The following is a 12413-nucleotide window of genomic DNA, read 5'->3' as shown; positions in this document are numbered from 1 at the left end:
GGGGATGAGAAAAACCCCCATTAATTGAAGTTTCACTTTATTATAACACGTAAAGTTTCATTCAAAACAATTCTGTACTATATCCTATTCTTGGCAAAAAAAATAGACCCGTTAAATGGTCTATTGTAATGTTTTAATGTCGCCAATAATTTCATCAAATGGAACATCTTTAAACCCGTTATAGGATTTTTTTATATGTCCTTCTTGATCAACCAAATAAATATACGTTTGATGGATGACTTGATTACCTTCCTCAGGTTTCTTTACAAAAGTTTTAAACGTTTTTGCTGCAAATTTTTCGATGAACTCTTGAGAATAACCTGTTAAAAAGGTCCAATTGGTAAAGTCAACTCCAAATTGCTTGGCATAACGGGTTAATACATCTGGCGAATCCACTGTCGGATCGACACTAAAAGAGACAAATTGCACATTTTCCAAGCCTTCATCTTTGACCATTTTTTGCAACTTGGTCATATTCGAAGTCATCGGCGGGCAGACATCCGCGCAGCTTGTAAAAATAAAATCTGAGATCCAAACCTTTCCTTTTAAATCTTTCAATTCATAAGGCTTGTTTGCTTGAGTAGTCGCTGTAAAATCTTTCACAGGCCAGTCTACAGCATTTTCAATCTCCTTTTTCCCGCAGGCTGACAATAATAGCATCGTTACGGTCAAAAATATTGCTGCTAATCTGATCTTCATTTTATCACCTACAAATTTCTTCTTATGTATCCGTGAATAGTGTATCAAAGAATAGCAAAAGAAGAAAGAAAAAGGATGGATGCGCATCAGCTATCCAACCATAAAGGAATCGATATTTTAAATGTTGTCCCTTTCCCTTTTACACTAATTACTTCAACTTTTCCTTTCAAACGATCGACAAGCTGATAGCAGACCATAAGTCCCATTCCTGTCCCTTTTTCCTTCAATGAGTAAAACGCTGTTCCAAGGCGCTGTATTTCCTCGGCCGACATGCCAATTCCGGTATCGATAATTTCAAAAACTCCATAATGTGCCGTATTATAAACTCGAAGCGTCAGGAGACCACCGCTCCTCATCGCTTCAATACCGTTTTTAACAATATTAATCAGGACCTGTTTTAATTCACTCTCATTTCCTTTGACAAAAATGTCACTTTCAATCTGTTTTTCTAAGCTGATGTTTTTTGACATGAATGCAAAGGTATTCATTAAGTCCATCACATTTGATGCTAATTTTCCAGCATCGACTTTAGTGATATCCTCTAGATTTGGCTTCGCAAGTGATAAATAATCATTAATAATCATTTCGGCACGGTTTATTTCCCCAATCATTAAGTGAATATATGTCTTTTCCTCCGACGTTAAGTGTTCCTTTGCATAAAAAAGCTGCAAAAATCCTTTTACGACTGTCATTGGGTTTCTTATTTCATGGGCTACTGATGCCGCCAGCTGCCCGATCGCATTCATTTTTTCAGCCCGCTGTAATTCTTTTTGCAACCTAGTCTTTTCAATAACCTTCTCCATTTCATCAATGGCTTCTTCAAATGGATGGCTTATACCAAGATCTGCGGGGTGAGTGCCAAACTCTTTATATGTATCAGAAAGCCTGTCGAAAAGAATCGATAACTGACTGGTCATTTGGTTAAATTTTTCCCCGATTTGCCCAAGATCCGATTCATTAGAAATTTGCAGCTTGATCGCAAAATTACCGGCGCTAACTGCATTGATTCCAGAGATAATTTCTTGAACAGGTTCAAAAACCTGTTTAAGACCCCATTTCATCGTAATGTAAACAAAAGCAGTGATCAAAATTAAAGCAATGAGCAAATAGGTTCCAATTTTTTTCTTATAGCTTTCAACCTTGGTTGCGTCAACATTTACGACAAACACAGCAACCAGTTTGCCTTGGTCATCAAAAACGGGATCAAATACGGTTACCCAACTCCCATAGCTATCTTGGTATATCCTGCTTGCTGTTAATCCTTTTTCTTTAATAGAACGGTTATAGGCTGCCAGAAACTCCCTCCCGGCAGAGTAATGGCTGTAGCTGCCCAAGCTGCCCTTTCCGTTTTTTCTTGACAAGGTTAGAAAGGATACCTCATTTCCGTTCATTTTTTTTGCAACTACAATGTAGCCATCAAAATACTTGATGTTTTTCCCCAATAGTTCAGCCACTAATTCATTTAGTTTTCTCGCTGACGGAGCGTTTTCATCATGCTGTTTCATTACATCTTGAACCAAACTGGAAGGAATGGAATCACTCCAAACAAGTGAAATATCTTTTGCCCGTTCGATGAGCTGCTCCTCTATTTGGTTAGATTGAAAGAAAAAAACCATACCAGCTGTTGAAACTACTACCAAAAATGTAATCATAAAAGAAAATAATAGTACCTTTCGATAAAGTGGCAGTTCCTTCACCTTGTCATTGGCCATATTCTTGTTCCTTTCAAAACGAGTCTATAATATATGAAATTTCGACACTAGGACTTTATAATCCTTTTTGGTTTATAGAAAAACATTACTTTTTTCTTATATCACTGCGCATTACGTTAATTAACATGATAAAATGATTTCATACGTGGTATAATGAATGAGCATTCAGTCGAAAAATAAAAATTAAATGCGATTATTGAGAAAATCGGAGGTGATAGTATTGGAACGAATCGGTCCAATTCTCATATTAGAAGGCCCGAATCACAGTAAGGTGCCTTACTCCCGTAGTTTATTCTTAGATGGCAGTGAAAAGGTATTAATTGACAGTGGCGCTGAGGCAAAGACACTTTTAGATCTTAAACAGGAAAAAGGAATGGAACTGATCATTAATACTCATTATCACCCGGATCATACAACTCATAACCATCTGTTTCCCGACGTAACCAAATGGATCAATCCAATTGAATTTGAAACTTCTCGTACAGTGGAAGGTGTCGCCCGGGCCAATGCGATATATCAAGAATGGGGAGCCGATGGTGTTGAAAAATGGGAAAAGACTCTGCCGCTTGAGTTGATAGAAAACCTTAGCGGAATTTCCGGAACATATGACTATGAAACAGAGTACCGATTTGGGGAAGTGAAAGTGATTTTTTTACATACGCCGGGGCATACAAGCGGCTTTTCCTGTCCGTACTTTCCTGATTTAGGCATCGCTTTTGTTGGTGATTATGACATGACCACGTTTGGTCCGTGGTATAACGGTACAGATGGCAATATTGACGACTTTATTACATCTGGGGAGCGTCTCCTTACCCTCGATGCTGATACGTTTATAACCGGGCACCAAAAAGGAGTTTTCAAGAAGCAGGAATTTAAAGCAGCAATGGAAAAATTCCTCACCATCATTGACAAGCGCGATGAAATGATTGACCAATATGTCCGAAATGGTCTTACATTTGAAGAGCTTACTGAAATCGGAATTTTCTATCCGAAAAGAACCTTGGAAAATCCCCTGTTAAAAACATGGGAACGGAGCGGGATTCGCAAGCATTTAGTAAGGCTAGGTTACATTGTTTCGGAATCATCTCGAGAGCTTGTAAAATTAAAATAGGATGGGCCTCCTCGTTTGGCTCCATCCTATTTTTATTATCTAATCATAATAATACATCAACGCAAGTGCCCCAGCACCAGTATGGGTACTGACAGTCGGATTGGTATAATCGATCTCCACATCTTGAAATCCGGTTAATTCGTAAATGCTCTCCTTAATCTTTACCGCAAGCTCATAGGCTTCAGCATGAGCAATCCCGACACCGCGAATTGTTTTGCCCTTTACGTCTTCGGCAAACTGCTTGGTCATAAACTTAACCACCTGTGAATAGCTGCGCGCCTTCGTAACTGGTGTGTATTCCGCACCCTCGAGTGAAGCAATCGGTTTAATATTCAGGAGGGAGCCGATAAATGCCTTCCCTTTGCCGATTCGCCCGCCTTTTACTAGATTCTCCAATGTATCTACCATAATATATAATTTAGTATGTTCTCTTACTAGATTAAGCCGTCCAAGGATTTCTTCCACGCTTTTCCCCTCGTTAGCCATTTGTGCCGCTTCTTTCACCTGAAATGAAAGCGCTTTGGAAATAAATTTGGAATCAATCACCGTCACTTTTGTTTCAGTCATCTGGGCCGCACTTTCCGCTGAACGAACAGTACCGCTCATTTTACCTGTCATATGAATGGATAAGACTTCATAGCCTTCCTTACCAAGCCGGTCATATACCTCAAGAAAAGCACCGACGGAAGGCTGCGAGCTTTTCGGCAGTTCTTTTGAGGAGCTCATATTTTTTATAAAATCAACGGGATCCAATTCTACCCGGTCAAAAAACGTTTCACCATCTATCGTAATCGCCAAAGGTACTACTTCTATTCCAAGTTTCTCAACAATTTCTTCAGGCACATCCATCGTTGAATCGGTTACAATTTTCACCTTGCTCATGAATTCACATCCCTACCGTTACTCCCTTGATTATACAAGTTTCGACAGGGGATGGGAATGATTATTTTTTTACGATAGGAAAACGAGAGGGAATTTACTAAATGATATTGTTTCCTTAGAATCCCCGCAATAAATTAGACCCTGAACAATTTCAAGGTCTTTTAGGTTAGAATCCTATTATTCTGCATTGGAACGGTTCCCGCTTTTTAGTACTTGGAATGTTTTTTCACAATACTCTTTGTTATCAACATATACTGTTGCTGTATACCACTGATCATCCATAACTGGATAATCAAAGGTGGAAAAACGAGCGTGATAGTGCGGCGGATTTACTTTTTGAAAATCTAATGTGCCGTCTTTCGGTGTAAAAACATAGTTGACAGTGCCAGCTCCGCCTGAAGGACCAGTTACCTCCAGCCTTACATTTTGCAGAAGTTCGTTTTCTAAGTTGCCATACTCATTACGCAGATGAAACTTAATTGGTACCGTTGATTTTTGATGCAGCGTAAAATTTCGGTTCACAAATGGAGGTTCATAGCATTGATCCCCTATCGGAATCTGCTCTTCATGGCCAACCGCTGAGAAGTCAAAGGCTATATTAGTAGATTTCCCTTGCAGCTCATTTCCCGTCTCAATCGGAAGCTCTGCCGTAAATGTCAACGTATCACTTTCGCCAATGGCAATTGTTCCTAATGCGAAATTAAGAAAATCATTTAAAGTTCCTTCATAAAGATTGCCTTCAACATCCGATACTTTAAGTAATATACGATTATATAAAACAAGATCCCCTGTTTCCTGACGGGAACTTACGGAGTAATTAAAATCTAGATTGCCATTATTACTTACTTTTAAAATTGAGGTCTTTTTATCGCCTGGTGCCATATTATCAGCGATTAAAAAACCTTCTGAAGGGGTTGTGGAAATATCAACATTATATACTGTTTCATCAGCTTTTGTACCTCTTATCTGTACAAAAGATATTATTAGAATAAAAGTAAAAATAATAATAGAGAAAAAAAGCAGTTTATGGTTTCTCATAAGAGTCCCTCGCAATACCTAAACCGCGGTTTTTAACCGCGGTTCAGTTTTACAAAATTTTAATCATTATATTTGACTTGTTCAGCAAAGAAACCAAAGTCAAAAATAAAGGTTTGACCCTGTAATTTATTACTGGCAGTTTTATCTAATGAGAGTTCAAAGGTAACATTTAATGGTCCAGGTTCAAAAGGTGGCTCTGTTCCCATTAAAACAGGATTATTTAGTAGGTTTGTATATTTATCTGTATCGGTAGATATAAGTCCACTTAAAGGTCCATCATATAAAAGGATGCCCTCATCTGGTATGGACACTTTAACATTTGCTTTTGATATAAACTCATCATAAATATCCCCGGATGTAAGCCCTCCCGAAATGGCCCTTTCTCCGATTACCGGTACATTTTGTGAATAGGTAGTACGGAATGATGCCTTAAGACCTGTAATTTTTGCATCTAAGCTTCCTTCATTAGTTAAAATCATTGTACGTTGAATTTTATCACCTGGTGCCCAACCGCCGATGGCCTCTCCACTAGGGTTTACATCTTTGACATCATATGGGTGTTTGCCTGCAGGGTCTAAATAATCAGTATAAAACATAGGCCCTGGCACATAATCGCCATGATCTCTTTTGGCTTTTAAAATTATAGTTCCGGTAGTAACTGAATTACCTTCATTTGTTGCACTACTTGTGAAAAGAGCGAACGTTGCCCCACCAATTGATAACCCGATGCCTAGAACCCCTGTTAATGTGTACATCATTAATTTATTTTTGTTCAACAAGGTGATACCTCCCTTCTATCAAAAAAGGTGATGGTAAGAATTACCACCACCTCATTCATCTTATGGTGTAACTGATGCATTCTCATTCCATGAAATTGGACCGTTTGCATCTGATGTATCACCGTCACCATTTGGATCATTTAAATTGTTTTTAGCTTGAACTGCCTTAAAGACTACATCAAGTTGTGCAGATTTTCCCTGAAATGCATTACCTGTTGACTTTGGTAAATCATAGTTTACATCAAAGGTTGTTGTTCCTTTTGCTGGAATTAAAACAGGAGCTGAATTAGCTGTAACATTAAGTGCTGGAGCTAAATCCCCCGTATCTGTAGCTGATTCAATTGCTACCCACGCATCTAATGTACCGTTATTTTTAATTGTTACTGTTCCTTTCCCACTATCCCCAGGGGCCATATTTGTAACAGTAAATGCTGCTTTTCCATCCCCACCAGTAATATCAGAAATTGTCATAGTACCTGTCGTTGCTGTGTTTCCTTCATTTGTAGCAGAACTTGTGAATAAAGCAAATGTTCCCCCACCGACTAATGCTGCACCAAGTGCTGTTCCTAGAAGTGCTCCCCCAATTTTCTTTTTAATACTCATTCTTTTCTCCTCCTTGATTTTCCCCAATTTTATGTAAGGGTAGTTTATTTATTTTGAACTCCTATGATTAGGAGAATCAAACTGGATAATTAAGATGCTACTTTTTGGTTTTCCTTTTCCTTCTCAAATCGAGAAATAGTTATCCATATATTTACAATAGAATATAAAATCAGCAATACTCCAGGAACAATCATTAGCCAGATAGCTCCTGTTTTTGATTGCATAAATTCAAATAATTGGCCAAGAAATGGAATGGTGAAGCCGGAATACTTTGCTACAACTCGGTCGGAGGTAACAGCACTTGAGTCTTTTGAATCGTTGTTATCCCCCTTTGTTACAAATTGGAGAGAGTCTTTTACCTTTTGAACTTCAATAATTCTATGAGTAATCAATGTATCAGGACTATCCGCAGCCTTAAAAGTGATGACATCACCCTTCTTTAACTGTGAAACGTTTGAAATTGGTTTTACTGCAATAATGGATCCTGTTTTAATACTTGGTTCCATTGATCCTGAAAGAACAGACATTAATTCATACCCAAAGACCTTGGGAGTTCCCCCAGATATTTTGGCTGAAACTACCAGTACAATCATACAAAGTAAAAAGCCATATATTAGTAGTGAAGTAATTCTACTAGCCCATTTTTTTAATGAATTCATTCTTTCCCCACCCTGTTTTAAATGTTTATCCATTTTTACTGCTTCGAGCAGTTATTCACATTGATCTTATTGCTTACAGCTGCTGCTTTTTTTTCAATTACTATATCTCCACTTCCAATAGGTTTATCAGGATGCTGGAAGGTGACAAACATGTAGAATCCCTGTTTTTTAGGAGTGTATGTAAGTTTTATTGAACCCTTAGCTTTTATTTTTGGAATTTCGCCTTTCGAAAATACAAGTTCACCAGTTTCACCTTTTGGACCTACAGGGTTCCCTGTTTCGCTATAGTAAACAGAATAGGTTGAGGTGATACCCATATCTCCTGAGCCCACGTTCTTTATATCAGCAAAGATTTCTTTACAATCCCCGCCCACATTATTGGTAAATTCCAAAAGGCTGTTATCATACCAAGTTCTGGCTTGGAAGGTGGATTTATTTTTTGCTTGGCTGACAAATACCGCATTGGTAGATGTAAAAGGTAGATTTATTGATGAAAACATAAATAAATACCAAACTAAGCCAATATTCCATACAATCCAAAGATGTTTATTTCTTTTCCTAAATCTTCGAACCCTAGTAAATCTGATAGTGATCCCTCCCTAAAAATCCATCCAAATGGATATATCATCATCATTCTAAAGCCCTAGTTCATTTGCATGGTTTTTGGGTTTTGTTCTTTTTTAAGAACCTACAATCCGATTATAAAACATCCTAATACACATGAAAAACCTCAAAAATAGGCATATTTTCTTAATAAAGAACATTTTTGTAATGTTTTCTCCTGTTTTCTTTCGTATCCTTACTTTTTCATTCTTTATTAAGAAATTAATGTTCTTTATTATTAACAACAACTCAAAAAAACAGCCCCCATTCTCCCAAAAGAATGAGGGCTGTTTACTAAAGCTAAGTTGCTTCAATGATTTCTTCTTCCTGCTGTTTCTTTAATTTTTTCCGGTAAACAAATTTTGATAGGTTGATGCTGACTTCATACAGCAGCAATAATGGCAATGTCACAACGAAGTCAGACATGAAGTCTGGCGGTGTGATGACGACAGCGATAATGATAAGTACAAAGTAAGCATATTTACGGATCTTTGCTAATACGAAAGGATTAATAATGCCTAGTGAAGTCAAGAACATGACGACAACCGGCAGTTCGAACAATACACCGAATGGAAGCGTCATATTCATAATAAAGCTAAAATATCTGTCAGCGGTAAAGTTTGTGACAAACATGCCTGCGCCAATGTTTACTAAGAATTTCAGCACCATTGGGAAAATAACAAAATAGCCGAAAGCCAGTCCCATAATAAATAATAAAAACAATGCTGGAATATAGGACAGGGTTAGCCTTTGTTCATCCGGTTTTAATGCAGGCTTTACAAACAGCCAGATTTGCAGCGCTAATACAGGAATGGTTCCGGCGATCGCTACGACTGTTGCCAGCATAAAATAAATCCAAATTATATCACTCGGCCCAAGGACCATTAATTTCACGTCCAGGTCTCGAACAAACCATTTATAGATGTCATCCACATAGATAAATCCTAGAATAAAGAAAACTATAAAGGCGAGCGCCACAATGATAATTCGTTTACGTAATTCCTCTAAATGATCAACAAGCTGTAGTTCTTTATCTTCCATTTACTTCCCCTGCCAATTTCGAAGGTTGAAAATTAGCGTGAATGCGACCTGCAGATTTCTCTACATCACTTTATCACACAAAATATAGTTTATATTCGAGAAGAAAAAGGTGCAAGACGCATTATCTCACACCTTATTTAGTCAATTTTTCTTTTTCGTCTTTAATGTCTTCCATTACATCTTCAGTAAGCTCTCGTGTTGATTTTTTAAATTCCTTTAATGTTTGCCCGAATGCCCGGCCAATTTCAGGCAGTTTTTTTGGTCCAAAAATGATGAGAGCAAGCACTAAAATCAAAATTAATCCCGGTACTCCGATATTTGAAAACATGGAAATACCTCCTCATTAGTTGTTAGTATTACTACTACGATTATAATATTGAAAATTTAGTTTGGGTTAATTTTTCAAAATAATTCATAGTAATTTCACAAAATCAATAAAAACGTAATTGTGATAATTGGGATTCTCCCCTATAAAGCTCTATAGTCAATTTAACAATAACCTATTTTAAAGTCAACGCAGAATTTTTTAACATAATTTTTAAAATATTTTGACAATGAACATCATTTCGCATATAATTGAAATATTAGTAATATTTACTAATAAAAATTCATTTTAGATAGGAAGTGAGTTGGATGGAATTTTCACTATGCAGTTTTGATGGAGCTCTGCCAGTGGAAGTAACGATCGATGACGATAATGGAAGATACACCATTCGAAAAAGCGACCGAACCGGCGAATATTTTAATAGCCCAAAAGAACTGATTGCCTGGGTGAAAGCACATTTCCGCGAGGAGGAATTTTGCCATCCACACGAATTCCGCGGTATGCTGGCTAAATTGGCCGAATACGAAATTAATGGATTACAATTCTAAACATCCAATTACTGTAAAGAAAAAGCACCAGCCTTGGCTGATGCTTATTTTTGTTTTAGATCATTCCCTTACTTTCCGTTCGTAAGTTTGAAATTCATAAACATAAGGATTTTTTTCATCTTTAATTCCTGGTTCGGATGAGACGAGCTTCCATTCATGATAATCAAATTCTGGAAAAAATGTATCGCCCTCGAATTGATGATGAATCAAAGTAATGTACAGCCTGTCCACATAAGCGAAGGTTTCTTTAAAAATTTCAGCCCCGCCAATCACAAAAATCTCCTCATCCTGCTCGCGGCAGTACGAAATAAAATCATCCATTGTGTCAAACACTCTGCAGCCTTCAGCCTGATACCCCTTTTGACGGGTTATAATCAAGTTTTCCCGCCCTGGAAGCGGCCGGCCGATTGATTCATGTGTTTTCCGTCCCATCGCGATTGGGCGCCCCATTGTCGTCCTTTTAAAAAACTTCAAGTCCTCGGGCAGGTGCCACGGCAATTGATTATTTCTCCCAATCACCCGGTTTTCATCCATAGCAACTATAAAGGAAATCATACACTGACCACTCCTTTAATATGTGGATGTGGATCATAATTTTCTAGCACAAAATCCTCGTATTGGAATGAAAAAATATCTTTAACGTCGGGATTTATTTTAAGAGTTGGCAGCGGGCGCGGCTCTCTTGTTAGCTGCAGCTTAACCTGCTCCAAATGATTTTGATAAATATGGGTATCTCCAAAGGTATGAATAAATTCACCTGGCTTTAGGCCCGTGACATGAGCAATCATCATCGTTAACAGCGCATAGGATGCTATATTAAACGGCACTCCAAGGAACACATCAGCAGAACGCTGGTATAGCTGACAGGACAGCTTGCCATCAGCTACATAGAATTGGAACATACAGTGGCAAGGAGGCAGGGCCATTTGATCAATGTCTGCGACATTCCAAGCATTCACCAGCAATCTACGGGAATTTGGGTTGGTTATAATTTGCTCAATTAATTCGCTGATTTGATCCACCGTTTTACCGTCCGCCCCGGTCCAAGAACGCCATTGGTGACCATACACTGGGCCGAGCTCACCGTTTTCGTCTGCCCATTCGTTCCAAATGCGGACTCCATGCTCCTGTAAATAGCGGACATTCGTATCCCCTTGTAAAAACCATAACAGCTCATAAATAATTGATTTCAAATGAAGTTTTTTCGTTGTTAACAGCGGGAAGCCTTCCTCGAGGTTAAATCGCATTTGGTACCCAAAGGTGCTGATTGTTCCGGTACCTGTTCGATCACCCTTCACCGTTCCTGTCTCCAGGACATGCTTACATAGATCTAAATATTGTTTCAAGTTTTACACTCCTCTAATTCCATATCTTTTAATTTTATTTGAGCCCCTTGATAATTTCAAATGTTTTGGGCGCCTTTTCTCTTAATTGTTGATTCGTATCCTTATTTAAATAAAACATGGCAAACGATTCAGCAAAAAATTCTTCTGGATAAAGAAAATAGCTGTTTTCTGGAAACAATTTGTCATGTTCCTGTTCCATTATCTGTTTAAATTCCTCTGTTTGACTAATGTTATTATAGACGTGTTTGTCAATGGAATGGGCCAGTTCGTGTAATTCTAAATTGACTGAACCGTGGCCTTTTCCTTTGTCACTATAGCCGATTTTCACAAGTACAACCTTGCCGCCGCCGATGCCAGGTACGTCGTCCCAGGTGATTTTCGATTTATAGCCTCTTGGAATTTTTCCCGCTAGCTGCTGTGCGGTTGGATTATCGGTCAGTTTTCCGGTAAAAAGCTTCAGAGTAATTCCTTGATGATCAATTTTGTTTAAAAGCGAAGTCGGTAATACACCGATTCGATTGATCATCTTAGCTGCTTCCTGCTGATCAAATGTTTGTTTCGGTAAAACGATAATGTCCTTTAATTGGGAAGATTTATTTTTAAGAGATTGATAGAACTGGGATTGTATAGGAAAATCCTCAAGCTTTCTTCCATCAGTGGATGCTTGTGAAGTCGTCATGGATAATAAGAACAAGCTGGTGACTACGAAAGTAATAAACCATTTACGCATGCTAAATCCCCCAATCTCTATGAAATAATCCTACTAGAATTATATCATGATAGATTGGAGCAGCGCGTAAATTTATTAGGTAAACAAGGGATTAGTTGGGTAATGTCTATTGGACATTTTTCCCTAATACTGCCTTGGTTTGTCCTCATAGAATGCCTTTATATTAGTGGCAGGGTTTTCTATTAGCAGGAACCTACCTCCAATTAGCGGAGATGGCAACTTAATTAGCGCAGATCAACTCTTTATTAGCACAAGGCAATTCTATTAACGTAAAGCCATCTCCAATTAGCGGTAGAGGCATTTTAATTAGCGGAAAAGGCATTTTAATTAGCGGTAA

Annotated in this window: 15 protein-coding genes; 2 read left to right on the top strand and 13 right to left on the bottom strand. The window is 38.1% G+C overall.

Features of this window, described 5'->3' with window-relative positions:
• Positions 1-120 precede the first annotated feature (120 nt).
• The gene (locus IE222_RS09225) at positions 121-699 is read right to left on the bottom strand and encodes an SCO family protein (protein ID WP_191271997.1); all 579 of its coding nucleotides are present in this window, start codon (positions 697-699) and stop codon (positions 121-123) included.
• Between the two features lie 86 nt (positions 700-785).
• Entirely contained in the window at positions 786-2411 is a 1626-nt protein-coding gene (locus IE222_RS09220; protein WP_191271995.1) for a sensor histidine kinase, read from the bottom strand.
• 220 nt (positions 2412-2631) lie between these two features.
• Between IE222_RS09220 and IE222_RS09215 the strand changes: the two genes are divergently transcribed.
• Positions 2632-3522: an MBL fold metallo-hydrolase gene (locus IE222_RS09215; RefSeq protein ID WP_191271993.1), complete on the top strand. Its 891-nt coding sequence runs from the start codon at positions 2632-2634 to the stop codon at positions 3520-3522.
• Between the two features lie 39 nt (positions 3523-3561).
• Here IE222_RS09215 and IE222_RS09210 read toward each other — a convergent pair whose 3' ends face one another.
• The 8 genes from IE222_RS09210 to tatA all read right to left on the bottom strand — a co-directional run bounded on the left by IE222_RS09210 (position 3562) and on the right by tatA (position 9455).
• Complete coding sequence (locus IE222_RS09210; protein ID WP_191271991.1) at positions 3562-4404, bottom strand: DegV family protein; 843 nt, start codon at positions 4402-4404, stop codon at positions 3562-3564.
• 177 nt (positions 4405-4581) lie between these two features.
• On the bottom strand, positions 4582-5442 hold the full coding sequence (locus IE222_RS09205; RefSeq protein WP_191271989.1) for a COG1361 family protein: 861 nt from the start codon (positions 5440-5442) through the stop codon (positions 4582-4584).
• A 59-nt stretch (positions 5443-5501) separates the two neighbouring features.
• Positions 5502-6218: a SipW-dependent-type signal peptide-containing protein gene (locus tag IE222_RS09200; protein WP_191271987.1), complete on the bottom strand. Its 717-nt coding sequence runs from the start codon at positions 6216-6218 to the stop codon at positions 5502-5504.
• 63 nt (positions 6219-6281) lie between these two features.
• Positions 6282-6824 carry a TasA family protein gene (locus IE222_RS09195; RefSeq protein ID WP_191271985.1) on the bottom strand — a complete coding sequence of 181 codons (543 nt, stop codon included), beginning with the start codon at positions 6822-6824 and terminating at the stop codon, positions 6282-6284.
• Positions 6825-6913: 89 nt separating this feature from the next.
• Positions 6914-7483, bottom strand: a complete 570-nt coding sequence (gene sipW / locus IE222_RS09190) for a signal peptidase I SipW (protein WP_191271983.1) — start codon at positions 7481-7483, stop codon at positions 6914-6916.
• Between the two features lie 35 nt (positions 7484-7518).
• Positions 7519-8070, bottom strand: coding sequence for an amyloid fiber anchoring/assembly protein TapA (gene tapA, locus IE222_RS09185; protein ID WP_223282635.1), 552 nt, complete (start codon positions 8068-8070; stop codon positions 7519-7521).
• A gap of 316 nt (positions 8071-8386) precedes the next feature.
• On the bottom strand, positions 8387-9127 hold the full coding sequence (tatC, locus tag IE222_RS09180; protein ID WP_191271981.1) for a twin-arginine translocase subunit TatC: 741 nt from the start codon (positions 9125-9127) through the stop codon (positions 8387-8389).
• Positions 9128-9260: 133 nt separating this feature from the next.
• Entirely contained in the window at positions 9261-9455 is a 195-nt protein-coding gene (gene tatA, locus IE222_RS09175) for a twin-arginine translocase TatA/TatE family subunit (protein ID WP_191271979.1), read from the bottom strand.
• A gap of 305 nt (positions 9456-9760) precedes the next feature.
• On the opposite strand from tatA, the gene IE222_RS09170 reads away from it, so the two are divergent.
• Positions 9761-10000, top strand: a complete 240-nt coding sequence (locus IE222_RS09170) for a hypothetical protein (protein ID WP_191271977.1) — start codon at positions 9761-9763, stop codon at positions 9998-10000.
• A 60-nt stretch (positions 10001-10060) separates the two neighbouring features.
• Here IE222_RS09170 and IE222_RS09165 read toward each other — a convergent pair whose 3' ends face one another.
• Genes IE222_RS09165 through IE222_RS09155 form a run of 3 tightly spaced genes read right to left on the bottom strand, consistent with a single transcriptional unit; the run spans position 10061 to position 12076 of the window.
• Positions 10061-10555, bottom strand: coding sequence for a dihydrofolate reductase (locus IE222_RS09165; protein WP_191271975.1), 495 nt, complete (start codon positions 10553-10555; stop codon positions 10061-10063).
• On the bottom strand, positions 10552-11346 hold the full coding sequence (locus IE222_RS09160; RefSeq protein WP_191271973.1) for a thymidylate synthase: 795 nt from the start codon (positions 11344-11346) through the stop codon (positions 10552-10554). Before IE222_RS09160 ends, IE222_RS09165 begins: the two co-directional genes overlap by 4 nt.
• A gap of 34 nt (positions 11347-11380) precedes the next feature.
• Entirely contained in the window at positions 11381-12076 is a 696-nt protein-coding gene (locus tag IE222_RS09155; protein WP_191271971.1) for an anthrax toxin lethal factor-related metalloendopeptidase, read from the bottom strand.
• Positions 12077-12413 lie beyond the last annotated feature (337 nt).

This window comes from Neobacillus kokaensis (assembly GCF_014656545.1).
GTDB lineage: Bacteria > Bacillota > Bacilli > Bacillales > Cytobacillaceae > Neobacillus > Neobacillus kokaensis.
This window is presented reverse-complemented; position numbering and strand designations above follow the sequence as displayed.

Coding starts and splice junctions, on each gene's coding strand:
- IE222_RS09170 (WP_191271977.1), top strand. CDS start 9,761: ATGGAATTTTCACTATGCAGTTTTGATGGAGCTCTGCCAGTGGAAGTA.
- IE222_RS09195 (WP_191271985.1), bottom strand. CDS start 6,824: ATGAGTATTAAAAAGAAAATTGGGGGAGCACTTCTAGGAACAGCACTT.
- sipW (WP_191271983.1), bottom strand. CDS start 7,483: ATGAATTCATTAAAAAAATGGGCTAGTAGAATTACTTCACTACTAATA.
- IE222_RS09165 (WP_191271975.1), bottom strand. CDS start 10,555: ATGATTTCCTTTATAGTTGCTATGGATGAAAACCGGGTGATTGGGAGA.
- IE222_RS09155 (WP_191271971.1), bottom strand. CDS start 12,076: ATGCGTAAATGGTTTATTACTTTCGTAGTCACCAGCTTGTTCTTATTA.
- tatA (WP_191271979.1), bottom strand. CDS start 9,455: ATGTTTTCAAATATCGGAGTACCGGGATTAATTTTGATTTTAGTGCTT.
- IE222_RS09225 (WP_191271997.1), bottom strand. CDS start 699: ATGAAGATCAGATTAGCAGCAATATTTTTGACCGTAACGATGCTATTA.
- tatC (WP_191271981.1), bottom strand. CDS start 9,127: ATGGAAGATAAAGAACTACAGCTTGTTGATCATTTAGAGGAATTACGT.
- IE222_RS09220 (WP_191271995.1), bottom strand. CDS start 2,411: ATGGCCAATGACAAGGTGAAGGAACTGCCACTTTATCGAAAGGTACTA.
- IE222_RS09205 (WP_191271989.1), bottom strand. CDS start 5,442: ATGAGAAACCATAAACTGCTTTTTTTCTCTATTATTATTTTTACTTTT.
- IE222_RS09210 (WP_191271991.1), bottom strand. CDS start 4,404: ATGAGCAAGGTGAAAATTGTAACCGATTCAACGATGGATGTGCCTGAA.